Source organism: Pseudomonas pseudonitroreducens, from assembly GCF_021603645.1.
Lineage (GTDB): Bacteria > Pseudomonadota > Gammaproteobacteria > Pseudomonadales > Pseudomonadaceae > Pseudomonas > Pseudomonas pseudonitroreducens.
Genome location: NZ_BQHJ01000009.1, coordinates 322,515 through 340,005, shown reverse-complemented (window position 1 = coordinate 340,005; position 17,491 = coordinate 322,515). Strand labels below are relative to the sequence as shown.

At 54.8% G+C, this 17,491-nt stretch carries 17 protein-coding genes and 2 pseudogenes; 13 read left to right on the top strand and 6 right to left on the bottom strand.

Annotation, left to right across the window (positions count from 1 at the left end):
* Positions 1-245 precede the first annotated feature (245 nt).
* Together L6D89_RS22640 and L6D89_RS22635 are read left to right on the top strand one after the other, a co-directional pair.
* Positions 246-1,133: pseudogene (locus L6D89_RS22640) on the top strand (tyrosine-type recombinase/integrase); the annotation flags it as partial.
* An 80-nt stretch (positions 1,134-1,213) separates the two neighbouring features.
* Positions 1,214-2,026, top strand: coding sequence for a hypothetical protein (locus tag L6D89_RS22635; protein ID WP_236201250.1), 813 nt, complete (start codon positions 1,214-1,216; stop codon positions 2,024-2,026).
* Between the two features lie 14 nt (positions 2,027-2,040).
* Here the strand turns inward: L6D89_RS22635 and L6D89_RS22630 are convergent, their stop codons facing one another.
* Positions 2,041-3,174, bottom strand: a complete 1,134-nt coding sequence (locus tag L6D89_RS22630; protein WP_236201249.1) for a YagK/YfjJ domain-containing protein — start codon at positions 3,172-3,174, stop codon at positions 2,041-2,043.
* A gap of 140 nt (positions 3,175-3,314) precedes the next feature.
* Positions 3,315-3,539 carry a helix-turn-helix transcriptional regulator gene (locus L6D89_RS22625; protein ID WP_236201248.1) on the bottom strand — a complete coding sequence of 75 codons (225 nt, stop codon included), beginning with the start codon at positions 3,537-3,539 and terminating at the stop codon, positions 3,315-3,317.
* A 351-nt stretch (positions 3,540-3,890) separates the two neighbouring features.
* On the opposite strand from L6D89_RS22625, the gene L6D89_RS22620 reads away from it, so the two are divergent.
* The 5 genes from L6D89_RS22620 (at position 3,891) to L6D89_RS22600 (ending at position 7,588) form a co-directional block, all read left to right on the top strand.
* A complete protein-coding gene (locus tag L6D89_RS22620) occupies positions 3,891-4,220 on the top strand; it encodes a hypothetical protein (RefSeq protein ID WP_236201247.1) in 330 nt (109 codons plus the stop codon).
* Positions 4,221-4,314: 94 nt separating this feature from the next.
* Positions 4,315-5,283 (top strand): DUF932 domain-containing protein, encoded by a 969-nt coding sequence (locus L6D89_RS22615; RefSeq protein WP_236201246.1) that lies wholly within the window; start codon positions 4,315-4,317, stop codon positions 5,281-5,283.
* Positions 5,284-5,366: 83 nt separating this feature from the next.
* Positions 5,367-6,371: a YqaJ viral recombinase family nuclease gene (locus tag L6D89_RS22610; protein WP_236201245.1), complete on the top strand. Its 1,005-nt coding sequence runs from the start codon at positions 5,367-5,369 to the stop codon at positions 6,369-6,371.
* 79 nt (positions 6,372-6,450) lie between these two features.
* The gene (locus L6D89_RS22605; protein ID WP_236201244.1) at positions 6,451-7,371 is read left to right on the top strand and encodes a recombination directionality factor; all 921 of its coding nucleotides are present in this window, start codon (positions 6,451-6,453) and stop codon (positions 7,369-7,371) included.
* A gap of 46 nt (positions 7,372-7,417) precedes the next feature.
* Entirely contained in the window at positions 7,418-7,588 is a 171-nt protein-coding gene (locus L6D89_RS22600) for a hypothetical protein (protein WP_236201243.1), read from the top strand.
* A 10-nt stretch (positions 7,589-7,598) separates the two neighbouring features.
* Here L6D89_RS22600 and L6D89_RS22595 read toward each other — a convergent pair whose 3' ends face one another.
* Positions 7,599-7,844, bottom strand: a complete 246-nt coding sequence (locus L6D89_RS22595; RefSeq protein WP_236201242.1) for a helix-turn-helix domain-containing protein — start codon at positions 7,842-7,844, stop codon at positions 7,599-7,601.
* Positions 7,845-7,963: 119 nt separating this feature from the next.
* Between L6D89_RS22595 and L6D89_RS22590 the strand changes: the two genes are divergently transcribed.
* The gene (locus tag L6D89_RS22590) at positions 7,964-8,554 is read left to right on the top strand and encodes a hypothetical protein (RefSeq protein WP_236201241.1); all 591 of its coding nucleotides are present in this window, start codon (positions 7,964-7,966) and stop codon (positions 8,552-8,554) included.
* Between the two features lie 97 nt (positions 8,555-8,651).
* Positions 8,652-8,996, top strand: coding sequence for a hypothetical protein (locus L6D89_RS22585; protein ID WP_236201240.1), 345 nt, complete (start codon positions 8,652-8,654; stop codon positions 8,994-8,996).
* A gap of 116 nt (positions 8,997-9,112) precedes the next feature.
* On the opposite strand, the gene L6D89_RS22580 is transcribed toward L6D89_RS22585, so the two are convergent.
* The gene (locus L6D89_RS22580; protein ID WP_236201239.1) at positions 9,113-9,535 is read right to left on the bottom strand and encodes a hypothetical protein; all 423 of its coding nucleotides are present in this window, start codon (positions 9,533-9,535) and stop codon (positions 9,113-9,115) included.
* A gap of 13 nt (positions 9,536-9,548) precedes the next feature.
* Positions 9,549-9,855 (bottom strand): annotated as a pseudogene (locus L6D89_RS22575) (transposase); the annotation flags it as partial.
* A gap of 447 nt (positions 9,856-10,302) precedes the next feature.
* On the opposite strand from L6D89_RS22575, the gene L6D89_RS22570 reads away from it, so the two are divergent.
* The 4 genes from L6D89_RS22570 to L6D89_RS22555 all read left to right on the top strand — a co-directional run bounded on the left by L6D89_RS22570 (position 10,303) and on the right by L6D89_RS22555 (position 16,646).
* Entirely contained in the window at positions 10,303-11,307 is a 1,005-nt protein-coding gene (locus L6D89_RS22570) for a helix-turn-helix transcriptional regulator (RefSeq protein WP_236201238.1), read from the top strand.
* Between the two features lie 107 nt (positions 11,308-11,414).
* A complete protein-coding gene (locus L6D89_RS22565) occupies positions 11,415-11,684 on the top strand; it encodes a hypothetical protein (protein WP_236201237.1) in 270 nt (89 codons plus the stop codon).
* 19 nt (positions 11,685-11,703) lie between these two features.
* Complete coding sequence (locus L6D89_RS22560; protein ID WP_236201236.1) at positions 11,704-14,943, top strand: DUF726 domain-containing protein; 3,240 nt, start codon at positions 11,704-11,706, stop codon at positions 14,941-14,943.
* Positions 14,943-16,646: a LeoA/HP0731 family dynamin-like GTPase gene (locus tag L6D89_RS22555; protein ID WP_236201235.1), complete on the top strand. Its 1,704-nt coding sequence runs from the start codon at positions 14,943-14,945 to the stop codon at positions 16,644-16,646. Before L6D89_RS22560 ends, L6D89_RS22555 begins: the two co-directional genes overlap by 1 nt.
* A 50-nt stretch (positions 16,647-16,696) precedes the next feature.
* On the opposite strand, the gene L6D89_RS22550 is transcribed toward L6D89_RS22555, so the two are convergent.
* On the bottom strand, positions 16,697-17,344 hold the full coding sequence (locus L6D89_RS22550; protein ID WP_236201234.1) for a HEPN domain-containing protein: 648 nt from the start codon (positions 17,342-17,344) through the stop codon (positions 16,697-16,699).
* Positions 17,345-17,491 lie beyond the last annotated feature (147 nt).

Genomic DNA, 17,491 nt, shown 5'->3' with positions numbered 1-17,491 from the left:
CGAACAACCGAACGACTCCAGCCGACAACAGATGTGCACGCTCATGAAGTTCATTCAAAGTTTTTTGGGGCCTCGCGGCCCCAGGGACACGACATTCGAGGCGGGCAGCTAGTTGGCCGCATGGGGGTGGGTCGGACTGAAAAGCCCTGATTTAGGCTGCGAAGGACGAAAAATTGTTAGCGTAACAATATCGTTAAATATCAATATGTTATGCACTACTAACTGTTAGCGTCATTCAGATACAACGACGGATGTTTGAAAAGGATGTTTTACCTTTTCTAGGCAAGATGGCTGTAGCCGACGTGAAGAAAGGCCACATTACCGAAGTGACCGACGCCCTCCTTGCCCGTGGCGTCAATCGGATGGCAAAGCTGATCTTTAGTCTGATGCGCCAGATGTTCCGCTTCGCAGTGGATCGAGACCTGATTGAGCATGATCCCACCGCCAGCATCCGAAAAGCCAAGATTGGAGGCAAGGATGTCGAGCGCGACCGCGTACTGAGCGATGACGAAATTCGCGAACTGGCCAAGCTCACTCCTGAAGCTGGCTTACTCCCATCCACCGAAGCAGCAATCTGGATCGCTCTCTCAACCTGCTGCCGTATTGGTGAGCTACTCAATGCCCGCTGGGAACACCTGGACCTTGCCAAAGGCAGTTGGATTATTCCAGCCGAGAACAGCAAGAACGGTAAAGCCCACAGCATCACACTTTCTTCATTCACCATCCAACAGTTTGAGAGAATCAAAGCGTTAAATGGTCGCTCTGACTGGTGCTATCCCAATACCGATGGCAGTCAACCAGTCTGCTCCAAGACAGTGACCAAACAACTCGGGGATAGGCAACGCCACCCAAGCCAGGGGGTGATGAGCAATCGAAGTGCCAAATCACAGGCTCTACTCTTGGCGGGTGGTAAGTGGACACCTCACGACTTGAGGCGTACCGGAGCCACAATAATGACCGCACTAGGAGTATTACCAGAAGTGGCAGAACGCTGCCTTAATCACACCGAAGAAAACAAAGTAAAACGCACCTATCAACGTCACAGTTATGCGAATGAAATGGCTAACGCCTGGAACAGGCTCGGCCAACACTTACAACTACTAAAATTAGAGAGCAGAGACCCTAGCAAATAAAAATTTTTCAATTGAAGAAACTGGAACGTCAACTCTAGATGCGCCTTAAAAAACCTACCGAACAATCAAAGACTACGCACATGCAATCTATTATAAACGACCTGAATGGAAAATATTTCACGGCACACAACGACAAAATCAATCTTAAACTCTCTGCTCCCCCATTGGAAAAAACTGAACTAGAGAAAATTCTAGATCACGAAAAATCTCAAGGACTGATTAAGAAAACAGGAGAACCATGGACATTAGATTCGGCAAAACACCTCAACAGCCTTACCAAAAATGATGCTATCGACACTGTAATCCAATTAGCATTAAAACGATTTTTTATAATATCTAAGAACCTCACAACAAGAGAGAAACTAAAGATACTTTTAATATTCCTACAAAACCTATCAGACGCCGAGCAAAAAACAGCAAATAAACTAAAAAAGCACTTAGGGCTGAGTGACAACAATGCCACAAGATTCATCTACATCATAAATGCCGGGGCTGCCATCTGCTGGTCAATCAAGTATCTCCTAAGCCCTCCGCCCTCGAATTATTTTTTTAACCGCATGCTTCATATAGCTGTATGCAAACTCTACGAAGGAGATCAGAGACCATATCGTGAAAACAAAAAAACTCGAGCCGAGGCATCGGCTCTCGGAGGAGTAGCTCGCCACGAAACTTACTATAAGCCCATAAAAGAAAGGCTCACTGAGAGACTCAAAGAGCTACCATTAGCAGAAAAAAAATCTGCGTCAGAAGCCTTAGAGATTGTATTGCCAACACTCCAGATGAGCCACGAAGAAGAAAGGAGAATAATGCATGCAGGATCAAAAAGACTATTAATAAAATGGACAAAAGAGATACAAGCAGAAAAACAGCCTCCACTTGAAACTGCCGAATAGCATTGGAGTCAATTTTAACCTTCATCTATCAATTCTGGAGATCCTCTTGGCCTACCAGACTTCTTTTTTCCACCTTTCGGAAGCACTCCCTTTCCAAAATTCCGCCTATCATCCGGAAAAAATACGGAAATAAATAGATCTGGCTTTGTCAAATAAACAGCGGCATGCTTGAACCCCTTAACCGCAGAGACATCGTCGTGAGATATCATGCCAATACAGCAATGTTTGTAGGCCCTCTTGTTCCTATTGCAATTAAAGCTCACCCCCTCGCCATCTGTTACAACCTGATCCCAATAATCACATACTCTTTTAGCTATAACCACATCCTTCCTGACGCAGGAACCATTGAAAAATAGCATGACATGAAAATGATAGCCCTTCTCAACCCCATATTCAATCTTCCATATATACCCAACCATAGCAAGCTCATCCAACCGCTGCAGTCTTTTAAATAGCTTCTCTCGATGCAGCTTCAAAATATCTGAAATATTACGAAGCTTTGTGAGCCTATCTTCTCGCTCGCTTTCAAGTGCCTCAATAAAGCTTTTTCTATACCCTAGATCAACCCTAACGACCAAAAGCCTAGAATACACACAAAACAACCCCTTAACATATTCATTAAAACTCTTAAAATTCTTATTTGATGCTCGTCTGTGGTTGGAAAACTGAGACTTAAAGCTTCTACTTAAAATAGTCTCGCGGACCATCTTTGAAAAGCCCCTCAAATTCTCCAAGCAATCATTTAAATCAGAATAATCAACCTGATACGGATTTCGAAGGCGAAATTTCTTCGAGCACTCCCAAAATGCGACAACATATGGGCACAACCGAAACATTTCAAAGAAACGCTCAACCTCACAAAAATCTATTAAACTCGCAGAAACAACCTGATTCGCACCTTTACTCAAAAAGCGCCTTTGACGCCGATCAAAGGCCCCATCATGAAATATCTCACCCTTATGTGTCTCCAGAACACTTACCGCAGCCATCACCCTCTTTGTGGTTTGATACAACAATCTGTCAGGCCAGAAAACACTGGCCTCACACTCTGAGTCATCGAATACCATATCAAACATTTTTTCTTTATAGGCATTATCCACATCCACCTCTTCAATCTCCCAGCGCCATACATCATCACACAAATCCATATACCCTCCTATAACAAACTTAAAAACCCAATAACATATAAACCAAAAATAATCCGCTTTCAAACCAAGGAATCTTCCAGGCAGAAAGCAAAATATCAGCCAGAATTTAGAATATTCATAAATAAAAGTTAGTTACCTCTTCAAACCACAGAAGCAACATCCTGAGCATTTCCCATCATCAACTCAATCCACTCATTCAAACTTGACTCCAACCAGCCGACAGAAGACTTCCCAATTCTAATTGGCCTAGGAAATTTCTCATCATAGCGAGGAGATGATGGATTCATGCGATCATAAATTGTCGAACGAGATAAACCTATGACGGCCGAAACCTGTTTTATCCGAAGAATTTTATATTCACCCATACCTGAACCTTTATGCCTATTCGCTTGCAATACCAACTCTAAGAGAATCGTGCATGATCGAAAAGCAATTCTGCTTCGGGGGACTTTTACAGGTCCCCTCGCGTGTGCGTGTGCGTGTGCGTGTGCGTGCGGGATGGCGAGCAGGAGGAGTTAGTTCTCTGGGTGTCTAGTTAGTTCTCTCGGCAGACTTCCACTTTATGAAATAAGGAAATCCAGCAGCGAGAGTCTATAAGGAATAAAAATCAGAACGAAATGTAATAAAAATCCCAGTTGACCGGAAACAAAACAGACTCAAAAAAACTTCAGCCCTACATCATTGCCATGACATTCCGGCCCTAAAGGTATTCATCCATGTCATTGCAGTGCCCTCGCTGTAGCTCGACCCAGATTGACTCTCTCCGCCCTGCCACGAAGATCGGCGCCATTTTTGGTGCTATCGGTGGCGTCGCCCGGGGTACCTCCTCCGTGCTCTCGAGCAGCCAAACCGGCACTACGGTTAGCGCTGCTGCCGGCCCTGTTGGAATGACTCTCGGCTTGCTCTCCGGCGCCATCCTCGGCGGATTGACTGGAGGCGTCGGCGGTTGCGCTCTTGGCGCTCAACTCGGCGAACAGCTGGATCGCCATGTGCTCGCCAACAACCGCTGCCTGAATTGCGGCTATCGCTTCAACCTGCCGACCTGACCGGCCTCCCCCTTCCCTTCTCCCATCCATCTTTTCGCCGGTGCTGCGCTTCGCGCAGCGCTCTATGCCGGCTATTGCTCAAAGGAAACTCACCATGGCTCATCTCGTAGAACGTATAGCGTATGTCGGCGAAGCCCCGTGGCACGGTCTGGGTAGCCGGCTGTCTCCGCAACAACCCCTGGATATCTGGCAACGCGAAGCTGGGATGGATTGGCAGATCCAAGAAAGCCCGGTCCACTTCAAAGCGGACGCGGTCGGCCACCTCGGCAGCATCCACTCCTTCCCCGAGCAGAAAGTGCTCTATCGATCCGACACCAAAGCCCCACTCTCGGTGGTCTCACAGCGCTACCAGGTAGTGCAGCCGAGAGAGGTTCTGGAGTTCTATCGCGACCTCACGGAAGTCTCCGGCTACGAGCTGGAAACCGCCGGTGTGCTCAAAGGTGGTCGCAAGTTCTGGGCCTTGGCGCGTACGGGGCAGAATGCCTCGCTGAAAAGCAATGACCTGGTCAATGGCTACCTACTGCTGGCCACGTCCTGCGACGGGACCCTGGCCACGACTGCCACGCCCACTACGGTGCGTGTGGTGTGCAACAACACTCTGACCATCTCCATCGATGGTGCTACCCGGGCGATCAAGGTTCCCCACAACACCCGCTTCGACGCACAAGTAGTGAAAAAGCAGCTCGGTGTCGCCGTCTCGCAATGGGATGAGTTCATGTACCGCATGCGCCATCTGGCTGAGCGCAAGGTGCAATGGCACGAGGCGATAGGCTATTTCATGCAGGTGCTCTGCGATGCCCAACCCAACAACCCGCTGCCGGACGCGTTGCCGAACGAACGTGCGTTGCGTCGAGTGCAAAGTCTGTACGAAGGCCACGGTCGGGGTTCGCAGCTAGAGGCCGCCAATGGTACTGCCTGGGGGTTGCTCAATGCCGTCACCGAGTATGTTGACCACGATCGCCGCGCGCGCAGCAACGAGTACCGCGTCGATTCGGCATGGTTCGGCCAAGGCGCAGTGATCAAGCAACGCGCCCTGGACGCAGCCTTAAAGCTGGTGGCCTGACCTTCTCTGCCTTCCCCACCCACGCTCTGAAACGCCCGACTGGCTTTGCTGGTCGGGCTTTTTTATGCCCGGAGAAAAGCTTCATGCCCCATGCCCACTCCACTCCCAACAGAACACGACAGCGCCCTGCCCTGCGCCTGGTCGGTACTAAGGACCTGTCCCGTGACGACTGGCTGGCCGTACGCAAGTACGGGATCGGCAGCTCTGACGCCGCGGCGGCAGTCGGCCTCAACCCCTACAAGTCGCAGTTGGAGCTGTGGCTGGAAAAAACCGGCCGCGATGCCGGGCTGCCCAAGAGCGATCCCAACGACGAGGAAAGTCCGACCTACTGGGGCAACATCCTAGAGCCCATCGTCGCCAACCACTACGCCCGGCGTACCGGCAACCGAGTGCGGCGGATCAATGCCGTGCTACAGCATCCGGATCCGAAGCAGGACTGGATGCTGGCCAACATCGACCGCGAGGTGATCGGCGCCAGCGACGTGCAGATCCTCGAATGCAAGACCGCTGGCATCAACGGAGCCCGTCTCTGGAAGGAAGGTGTGCCGGTGTACGTGCAGTTGCAGGTGATGCACCAGCTAGCCGTCACCGGTAAGCAGGCGGCTGACGTAGCCGTGCTGCTCGGTGGCCAGCACCTGGAGATCCATCGCATCGAGCGCGACGAGGAGCTCATTGCTCGGTTGATCGAGCTGGAGCGCGACTTCTGGTCCTACGTGCAACGTGTTACGCCACCGCCGGCGGATGGCTCCGAGTCGGCGGATCAGGCCCTGCGCTGCCTGTACCCGGAGGACCAAGGGCACACCCTGGACTTCACCCAGGATTCGGTGTTGTCGGCCGCCTTCGATGAGCTGCAGACGGTACGCGCCAGCCTGGAGCTGCAGAGCAAGCGCGAGGCCGAGCTGAAGCAGCAATTGCAACAAGCCATGGGCGATAGCAGTCGCGCGCTATTCGCCAATGGCACGGTGTCCTGGCGCAAGGCCAAGGACAGTGTGGCGCTCGATGTTCCTCTGTTGCTCAAGGAAAAACCCTACCTGCTGGCGCGCTACCCCACCACCAAGGTCGGCAGCCGGCGCTTCCTGATCACCTGATTTCGATTCCCCCACTGACCACCCCGGCGTTTCCCCTGCGCTGGGGTGGTCTTTTTTATTCATCCACTGGAGAAACACCATGCTCAAAGGCTTGGCCATTACCCCGCCGGTGCTCGGGCGGATTTCCATAGGCAAGGTCGTCGAGAAGAACGGCAAGCGTCTGCCGGAGAAGGACGATCAATTCACCCTCACCTCGCAGGTCCAGCTCCGCGATGGCTGGCTGGCGCATCCCCTGGACGAGGAGCTGCGCAAGGCCCAGGGCGGCAAGATTCGCAGCATTCCGATCCGCCTGCTATTCAACGCGCCGGAGCTGAATTTCCGCGCCGAGTACTGCCTGTTCGATCGGCAGTCTGGGCGGCCGCTGTGTGTCGGCAATGGCGAGACCTGCAAACGTCGTGGCCAGGATGGCATCGCGTCGCTGCCCTGCCCTTCGCCGGATGGCTGTCCGTTGGCCAAGGGCGGTGCGTGCAAACCCTACGGCCGCCTCAACGTCGCCATCGGCGATGAGGATCCACTGGGCAGCTTCGTGTTCCGCACCACCGGCTTCAACAGCATTCGTACCCTGGCGGCCCGCCTGCAGTACCTGCAGGCGATCTCGGGCAACCGCCTGGCGTGTCTGCCACTGGAGCTGCGTCTGCGCGGCAAGTCCACCCGACAGAGCCACGGCTCGCCAATCTTCTACGTCGACATCACGGTGCGCAGTGACCTGTCGATGGAGGAAGCGCTGCTGCAGGCCCGGGAGCTCGATGAAGCACGTCAGGCCTCAGGCTTCGACCAGGTGGCACTGGATGCCACCGCACGGCTGGGCTTCGCCAATGGTGCCTTCGAAGACAGCGACGAGGAGACCGGTGCCATCGCCGAAGAGTTCTTCCCGGAGCCGGCCCCCGAGTCGCCACCTTCAACGGCTCCTGCTGCAGAACCACAAGCTGCATCAAAACCCACCTTGTCGACGCTGCTGAAAGCCCGCGCCGAAGCTCGGGCCCAATACGCCGCGGAGTGATATCCGCGGCATCTCCCACCACTCAACCTACGAGGAGGATCGCGCCATGAACCTGGTGCGTTTCTTTGGTTCGCTATTCGTCTTTCTCGGCGTTCTGGCCAGCTGTGCGGTGGCCAGCGCAGTGCTATTTCTGATGCTGCGCTTCTGGCCTGTGCTTTTGGTATTCGTGCTGGCCTGCTGTCTTTTCGGCCACTTACTCAACCGGCAGGCTCCGTGACCCTGGCACGCTAAAGCCCGGCGTCAATAAGCAGATCTGACGGTTTGCAGCGAATCGCCGCTGCGATTCGACAGATGTTCAGAAAGGTGACATTCCGCTCGCCCCGCTCGATCTTCCCCATATGAGAACGATCGATCGAAGCCGCGTCCGCCAGCGCCTCCTGGGAGAGTTCTAGGGCGAGACGGCGAGCACGCACGGCAGCTCCCAGCTTCAGGAGGTCGTGGTCTTTGTCTAGGGTCGCGGAGATTCTTGCCATGGCAAAAATCGTCGCGTTATGATGCCAAAACGACCACGGTATTTACGACCCATTTCATTAAAGCAGGCGTCATCAAAAGCGCCGTCTAGTCATGAGCCACAGCAAAAGGAAACTGCAAAATGCCCATGAAAATTCTCTTGGCCTCGATACTGGGTTGGGCAGTCAGCCTGTACGCTCTCGGCGCAGCTGCATGGCAAGCACCGGAAGTACAAGAATGCCCGCAGAGCCAGCAAAACAAGTTCTGGCTCGACTGCTCGACACCAGACATCCCCGCGAGACTTCCTTACAAGATGGACAATGGCCAAATCCAGATCCTTGAAACTCGTGAAGTGGTCTTCTGCAAACAAGGTGTCTGCGAATATCAAGGGCAAAACCCCAGCGGCCTTTATTACTCTACCGGTGAATATGCCGGTCAGATAAAGCAACAAGACAAGACGCCGATAGTTTTAGTGCGCGGATACTATCTAGGAAACGCCAAAGACAATCGCATTGTTGCCTATTTGAAAGGAACCGGCCCCGAGAATGGCGGTGAGATGGCAGCCGCCTTGAAGGTTGCGGACTCGCCTGATGAACAAGACGACCCAGAGGTTTCTGCCTGTGTAGACAAATGGGCTGCTGTCTTCCGGAAACAGAACGGCCAGGAAGCTCCCATCATTTACGACGCACTTGAAGAGTGGGCCCACCGTTGCAAGGAAGGGAAAGAACCATAAACAAAACTCGATGACAGGGGTGTAGTGCTCCTGTCATCGCTTTCTTTTTTTGTCACCTTTCGAACCCAGCCCCTCAAAATCATCAAGGCGGTACTCTATGGACATTAACGTCTACAACATAAATGAAATCTCGAACGAAAAAATTATTGAAAAAATCAAAAAGAAAGAAAGCTTCACTCTGGCAAATATTGAGTCAATAAAACTCCACTCAACCGTCGAAACCCTAGAGCGACTGATTGAATCCCAGGGACTCAAGTGCCGCATATATACATTCGGTCGCATTGCCGCTGCAGGCGCATCGGTTGCCGGTGGGGTAACAGGTCTCCTGGGAGCCCTATCAGGCATCGCAATAGCCGCCCACAACATCGCCACATGGAACCCCGACTACGAAATTGCCAAGAACCTCTTCGCGTCGAGCATCCATGTTACCTATAAGAAATAGCGCCAAATCTGAGGATCTCAGCTCACTGCTGTCGATAATGGTTCGTTCTTAACAAACGAACCATGGTCCGCTTCCGGTCGAGGATTGAACCGGCGAACGCAGCACTCTGAACTAACCTAATCAACGTTACGGAACTGCCGTGTCATCTGCTGCAGGTCCTCACCTAACTGCACAAGATCCAGCGTAGCTCCATCCACTCTGCGAGTGGTTTTCACAGTCGACTCGGCCATTTCACGAACGCGCTCGGTAGCGTCACACGCGGCTTGCGAGGCGATCGCGCCATCCTCAGCCACGCTGCACCGCAGGCTTTCGAGGGTTTCCGTAACGCAGCCGCTGTGGGTATGCCAGGCCTCGAAGTTATCCGGATTGGGCAGCAGGTCGTAGGCCAACCTCAGAGTGCGCAGGGCGAGCAGCATCCGAATCAGCTCGGCGACGCTATTGGCCTGGGTCACCGTATCCGCCCGCGAGACGTTAGCCGGGGTGTCGATGTCTTCGGCGACTTCGAAGACGGTGGGCGTAGTAGCAAGACCGCGCCACATCGAAAGCTGATCAGACCACTTCCACCGACTCCTACTCACTCGACTGGTCTATAAGCGCGTACGACTGAGTTCGTCCGACATCAAGGGAGCGGTAACCTTTTTTAGGATCGCTTTCTCCCGTTCCAGCCGGTTGATCCGAGCCTCCAGCTCCTGGATCTTCTACTCTTCGGGATAACGCCATGGCGCTCGTCTTGGAGTTGTTTCACCCAACGGAGCAAGGCCAAATCCACGACGCCCAACGAACGGCAAGCCTCGATATGGCTGTAGCCCTGATCCAAGACCAGGGTTGCCGCCTCTCGCTTGAACTCGGTGGAAAACATACGTCATTGCTTGCTCATCAGGCACCTCTTTGACAGCGAAGATTTTCGCCTTAATCGGTGTCCGGGATCACTAGACCACTACATATTGGCCTGCGGCATACCCGACTGTCAGAGGATGCCCATCCGCAAACAACGCCTCCTCTATGCCTCAAGCGCAGGTGCTAAGCACCTTTGACGAGATACCTTACGGCCTTGATACCGTGGCGCCGAACCGAGCCGAGGCGGACTGCCCTAGCCTCGTCCACATTACCAGCGACAGAGTTTGACGCCTCCACCAGGTACGATCTCTTCCATCCGCCCCGACTCGGCGCCTAACGGCTGCGCCGCTCGGTCGAGAAGAGTCGCGTATATCAGGGCCATATCAAAATGCCATCTATTTGGAGTAAATTCGCCATATAAGTGACGCTAACAAACCTCACTCCAGTTAAAGATGACAAGGAAGTAGTTATGTCCGAAGCCAAGGACACCCTCCTCAGGCAACAGACCCTATTGCGACTGATCCCCGAATTCCCGCGCTACATTTCTTCCCAGACGCTGCTCGAAAAGCTGCACGACCGTGGCTACAGGGTGGAGCTCCGCACTGTACAGCGCGATCTGAACCGGCTTTCCGCCCCCTTCTCGCTGACCAGCAACAAGAAGGGTGGGCGCAATGAATGGAGCTACACGAAAGGCACACCGCTAGAGCTGCGCGACATGGACCCCTCTACCGCGCTGGCCCTCTACTTAGCCGAGAGCCACCTACGCAGCTTGCTGCCACAGAGCGTGCTGGACCTGCTAATGCCGCAGTTCAACAAGGCGCGTAACTACCTCGGCAACCTCGGCCAGAACGATCTGGCCCACTGGGCCCGACGCGTTCGCACACACCCCAACGGCAAGGCCCTGCAGCCAGCCCAGGTCGACGCCGAGGTCTGGCGGGCAGTCTCCGGCGCACTGCTGGCGGCCCGCCAGTTGAAAGTCGACTACCTCAGCCGCAGCAAGGGCGAGGTCAAGACGCTGCTGATCCACCCCGCCGGCCTAGTCTCTCGGCAGTCCATTGGCTACCTGATCGGCACCGTCGATGGCTACGACGACCTGCGCCAGTTCGCCCTGCATCGCATCCGCCATGCCGAGTGCCTCGACACCGAGGCCCGCGAACACCCCGACTTCGAGATCGACTGTTACATCCGCCAGCACCTCAATGCCGCCGTCCCCATCGAACAGGTGGACCTGATCGCCGACGTGTCACCGTCGATCGCTTGGCTACTTAGCGAAACCCCACTGAGTCCGCAACAAAGCCTAGAAGCCCTAGACGGCAGCGACTGGAAACGCCTGCGCGCTAAGGTGCCGGACGATCAGGAGACGCTTTGGTGGATATTCGGGCTTGGGGAAAACGTGCGGGTGCATGAGCCAGAATCATGGGTTCAGACGGTTCGGCAAAAAGCTGCCAGGCTGGAAGCGCTGTACGCGCAGTGAACGAGGCGAACGGTGAATGAATCAGTCGTGCATCACAACAACTCGACTCGACAGCCCCAGAACGAACCCTCTTGCAAAAACACAATCAAGGTACCGACAGATAAATCATGGCCATTGTGGTTGGCATCGTCATATTTCTCATCGCGCTAGGCGCCCTTGTAAGCCTCATCGAACTAGGAGCCGCATCACGGTTACTGCGTCCTTACATTGGCCTCTTGCTGATCGCGGCACTAATCGCCGGTCTGGGCGTAGTCGTGGGTGTTTTGTTCAGCGACCTACAGGGCTTCTTGCTAATCGTAGCCAAGATAATTGCCGTTTTCGCCTGTGCGGGCTTGTGCCTGCAGCTGATCCCCATGGTCGCCAAGCGCTGGCTGTAGCCTCGGATAAGGAGATTCCATGCACCAACCATTCAGTTTCCAGGCTTCGCCGGCGACCAGCCATAACGCGACAGAAGCCAATATCTTCATTCACGGCTACAGCGCCGGGCATAGCGACGAGGATAAAAAGCTCCTGCTCGACAAAATTCCCGGCCAACTCAGGAACTACACCAACATCTTCGCGTTCTGGCCCTCGAATCACTACCTTCATTTCGACAAGTCTTCGCTTTTGGCACTTGGCGCAGCGGGTCTGACTTTGGTGACAGGAGGTACTGGGGCCCCCCTCGCTTATTGGGGCCTGGCGAGCTCTTTCGCCAAGGACCGGAGGAGCAACTTTACTGACGCCCGCTCACGGGCGGAAAGAATGGGTGCAGTGCTACTTGAACAATTGAGCGAGTACCTGCGCCGCGACCACCCACAGGTTGAAACTATCAACCTGATCGGCCACTCGCTCGGAGGTCGGGTGGTCATCAGCAGCCTGAGAACCTTCACAAAGCGGCAGCAGCTAGCGATTAACGATGTGCTGCTGATGGCCGCCGCAGTCGAAGTAACAGCCGTCGAAGCGCAGCAAATGCGCGGGCTGCTCCAGGGCCGCCTGATCAATGCCTATTCCAAGGCAGACAAGACCCTGCTGTTGAACTGGGGGGAAACCTCCCTAGGGCGTAACGAGGTCGAGCATTTCGAGAGCATTGAGATGAACGACTTTGGCCACACCGATTACTGGGAGCGACTACCCGAGGTGTTGGCCGAAACAGGCTTCAAAGCGTCCAAGCCCAGCTCGCCAGAGCCTGCTCAAGCCCCCACTGACGTATTCACGCCAGCACCACCGCCCGAAAGAACCGTCGAAGAACAAGACATGACACTTGAACTGAACAGCCCAGGCGATATTTACCAGAGAATCAGTGACGAACTGGCACGCATCATAGGCAAACTGCGCCACCCCGCCGCCGACGAAGCCCTGGACAAGGCGCAAAAGGAAGCACACACGCTACTCGCTGAGCACCAGGCAGCGCTAAGCAAACAGCTTGCCGATTTAGAACGGAATGCTGAGTGGAACACGTTCACCATTGCCTTCTACGGAGAAACCGGCGCGGGCAAGTCGACCCTCATCGAGACCTTGCGCATTCTGCTCCAGGAGCCCGACAAGCTGGCCAGCCAGCAAGCGTTCCGCGAACTCCGCGACAAGCATGGTCTGAGTGAAGAGAATCTGCAGCGGCTGCAACAGGCCATCTCACAAACTGAAACTCGACTCGGCGAACTGGCGCAGCAGTTGAGTGCCACGCTGCAACGATACGAACAACCACTCAGGGAGGCCCATACCGCCCTCGACCAGGCCAATGCCCGATCTGGCGAGTTGACGCACTCACTGGGTAGAACGCTCCAGCAGCACGAGCAACTGCACCATGACGCCCTTGAGGCCGTCTCCCGCCTGCAAACCCTCCTCGCCGAGCGCATACGCACCGCTTCTCTCTGGCAGAAACTGTTGAATCTGTTCAGAAAAATGCCGGAAGAGATCGAACTGAATCAGGCCACTGCCAAGCTGTCAGCGGCCACGGCGACACGCGACAGTACCTCCGCGACCCTGGACGCCGAACAACAGCGGGCCGAGCAGGAGCAGCTTGTCCTGGAGCGGCAATTGGGCGAAATCGTGATGGCACGGGACAGCGCCAATGCAGCGCTTGTCGCGCAACAGGCAGAGGTGACGCAACATCAGCAGCTCCTGGCGAAACAGCGTCTGGAAAATGAAAGTCAGCTGGCGCAACTGCTGGCTGAACTGGAGAGGCAAGCTGACGGTGGAATCATCGGCGACGGCAGAGCCGACTTCACCCGTCAAACACAGCGTTATGACCTCGAGCTGAACGGCTACCCCTTCGCCCTGTTGGACGTGCCCGGTATCGAAGGTAAGGAAGGCCTGGTACTCAGCGAGATTGAACGTGCCGTCCAGACCGCACACGCGGTGTTCTATGTCACCAATCAGCCCGCGCCGCCGCAAACCGGCGATGAACAGCGTCAAGGCACGCTCGAGAAGATCAAGCAACATCTGGGAGCGCAAACCGAGGTGTGGACAATCTTCAACAAGAAGATCAACAACCCCAAGCACTCGCTGGCTGGCCGACCGCTAACCTCGGATGACGAGAACACCAGCCTCGCCGGGCTGAACGAAAAAATGCGCGAGCAGCTTGGCAACCACTACCGCGACGTTTTCCCGCTCTCCGCACGGCCTGCATTCCTGGTATCGACCGATCACTTCGTCCCGGATTCGAAGAACGCCAAGGATCGTAGCAAGAGCCTCGCGGACTTCAGCTCCGACGAATTGCTGGAAAAGTCCGGAATACGTGATTTTCTAAAGCAGCTGGGCGAGCAGTTGATCCACGATGGAAAAGCCAAGATCACTCGGGCCAACTTCAACAAAGCAAAGGAGACGCTCAACCAGGCCAACACCACCCTCGTGGGTGTTCAACGAAACTTTTCCGAGCTATCGGAAAAGCTCCACCAGGACGGAGACAGTGCCAAGAGCCAGTTGAACAGTAGCTTCAAAGCCCTGAAACAGCGTCTGGAGTCCTGCGGAGAAACGCTGATCGACGATTTCGCCAGCAAAGTACGTAAGCAGATGTATACGCTTATCGAGAGCGATATCAGCAACGACGAGTTCAAGGATGCCCTCCAGAGCAAAATTGACAGCCAGCAAAAACAACTGAGCAAACAGCTCCCAGAAACCATGGGTAAAGAAATCGAGCGCTTTCAGAAGGATGTCGAAGACATTCTGAATCGCTTCGAAAAACAGGCCCATGAGCTGAACGCTATTTACGCCAAGCTCAACAGCACCCAGTTGAACGGAAAATTCAACTTCAAACTTGATCTTGATAATGGCATCAAGGTGGGAAGCCTCCTCGTGACGATAGGCGGCGCCATTGCCGCAGTTCTTGGAACGGGCGGCTGGATCCTAGCGATAGGCTTGGCAGGGTTGGTTTTTTCTTTTGCGAAAGCCGTGTGGAGCTTCTTCGACTCGGATTACCAGAAGTCTCAACAGAAAAAATCTGTCGATGAAAACTTGCGCAGCATCTCCGAGCAGTTGCGCAAATCGCTACGCGATGCTCTGAAAGGTACCTTGCCCGAGATGCAGCAGAAATTCAGCCAGCTCGAACAAGCCATCGAAGCCCCCTCCAAACAGACTGTCGCACTGGTAAAGACGTTGAGCCAGTCGACCAGTCAGTTGAATGCCCTCTCCCGCCAAATTGAAATCGCAGGAAATCTGTAATGGAAAACACGCTCGACACCTTCAAGGCCCAGCAGACGCGCGCACTGGATCTGCTCGGAAAGCTGCAACGTTTCCTCGGACAGGGAGTGGAGGCTGGCGTTTCCATTGACCCTGTCCTGAGCGGCAAGCTGCAAAATGCCATCGACAGCGTAGCTGGCGAAAAACTCAAGGTCGCCCTGATTGGCGGCTTCTCCGAAGGCAAGACCTCGATCGCGGCGGCGTGGATGGAGAGGCTGGACAAATCCAGCATGAAGATCAGCCACCAGGAATCCTCCAACGAGGTGAAAGTCTACGAAGTCGGCGAAGACTTCGTGCTAATCGACACCCCCGGGTTGTTCGGTTTCAAGGAACAGGAAAATGCCGAAACTCACACCATCGAGAAATACAAGGACATCACCAAGAAGTACGTGAGCGAAGCTCATCTGGTGCTTTATGTGATGAACTCGACCAACCCCATCAAGGAAAGCCACAAGGAAGACCTCAACTGGTTGTTCCGCACCCTGGACCTGTTGCCGCGTACCGTTTTTGTCCTCAGTCGCTTCGACGAAGTTGCCGACGTGGAGGACGAGCAGGACTACCAGGCCAACCTGCAGGTGAAGCAAAACAACGTGACAGGTCGCCTTCGCGAACTGGTCGGGCTGAACGATCAGGAAGCGGCGGAGCTGTCCATCGTCGCCGTGGCGGCCAACCCCTTCGATCTGGGGGTAGATCACTGGCTGGCCAATCTCGAACAGTTCAAGGCGCTGTCGCACATCGCCACGCTGCAATCGGCCACCACTGGAAAAATCCGGCAAAACGGTGGCAGCGCCGCGCTGGCCAACGAAATGCGTGCTAGCGTGATCCGTGACGTGCTCAACCACCAGTTGCCGGTCGCCATCGAAAACGACCAGAAGGTTTCCCAGGAAGTCGGAAAGCTCGACGAGCTCAATGCTCGTCTGACCAAACAGCTGGCAGCGACCGGTCAGCAAATCGAAGACGCACGCATCAACCTGCGCGAGTTCGCCACACGCTACTTCTCCGATCTGATTCTTCAGGCCAAGGGTTGCAGCCTGGAAACCTTCGGAGACTTCTTCGAACGAGAGGTCGGTGCTGAAGGCATTATCCTGGCCACGCGCCTCCAGAATGAATTCAGCCGCCAGACCCAGTCGATCACGCTCGAGGTCGAAAAGATGCAGGTCGGCTTCGACAACGAGGTCAACCACTTCAACACCACTGTCTCGGCGCTGGGCAAGCAGGGCATCAACCACCTGCTCAAAGGCAACCTGATCAACAACACCACGGTACTGGCCGCACGCGATGGCATCACTACGATTGCCAAGACGGTAGGCATGGATATTGGCAAGTATCTGAAGTTCAAACCCTGGGGCGCAGTGAAGTTCGCCAAAGGCGCCAACGGGGCACTGGCCGCTCTCGGCGTGGCCCTCGAAGCCTGGGATAGCTGGGAACAGTACAAGCGCGAAGAGGCATTCAAAAAGGCTATTGCAGAAATGGTCGACAACTTCGAACAGCAGCGTCAGGACTTCCTCAACCTCGTGAACTCCGAGCGCTTCAAGGAAGAGTTCTTCCCCGACTACCTGCTGCTCAATAGCCGCCGACAAGAACTGCAAAGCAGTCTGAATGAAGGCCGCGGACGTCAGCAGCGCTTCCAGGCATGGCGAGCCGAAGCAGAAAGCATCGACGCAGAATTCAGGACACTGGACTGAATCCGTTCAGGCGCCCGCTGCATGACGCAACGGGCGCCTGACGTGCAGGGCTAATTCACCACCGGATAACAGGCATCCCCCCATAGGGTGTCCGGGCTATCCATCATCGACTCAACAATCAGAGGCACCAGTTTGCCCAGCAGGTTCGTGCAGTCGCGCATCTGCTCGCGGTTGACCGAACCGCCCCAGGTCGCACCGCCGTGGATAAGTTGGTTGCGCAGCGTATAGAGGCGATTGAACAGCACGCCAAGCAAGGCCGGAGTATTGCCGCTGGCCAGGGCCAATTGAGCGGTTCTTTTGCCGCTAGCGAAGCGGGCTCTCCAGGTGCTTTCGTCGATCTTGCCGCACTGGTGATCCCAGAAGCTCTGGAAAACATATTGGTTATCCAGCAGCACACGGATGCTGCTGGAAAACTCCTGCCAGATAAGCGCATCGATGCACTTGCCTTCGTCGAGCGAGCAAAGTTTTTCCAGAAACGCCTTGAATGTCTCCTGCTCCGAAAGACGCTGACGTTCGTCGATCTCGCAGGCGTAGGCAGCGTTGAAAGCGATCCACAGGAAGATGAAGCGACCATCGAGGTCGTCCGCCTGCTCGGCGCGGTCGAGCCAACTCAAGGCACGATGCACACGCAGGCGCAAGTTCGGATGTTGGCCATCGCGCTCCCGGCGATGGCGTTCCTTCAAGGTCTGATACTGCATAGAACGGCTCCCTGCTGTGATAGCACAACGATAGCAGCGCTGTTGAGGCGCTGGAACCATGGTGATGCGTTGTAACATCGCCTAGCAGAGACGTGGGTACTGTAGATTGACGGCGCAGATCAACTCGCTGGGTTCGGCTAAACGATT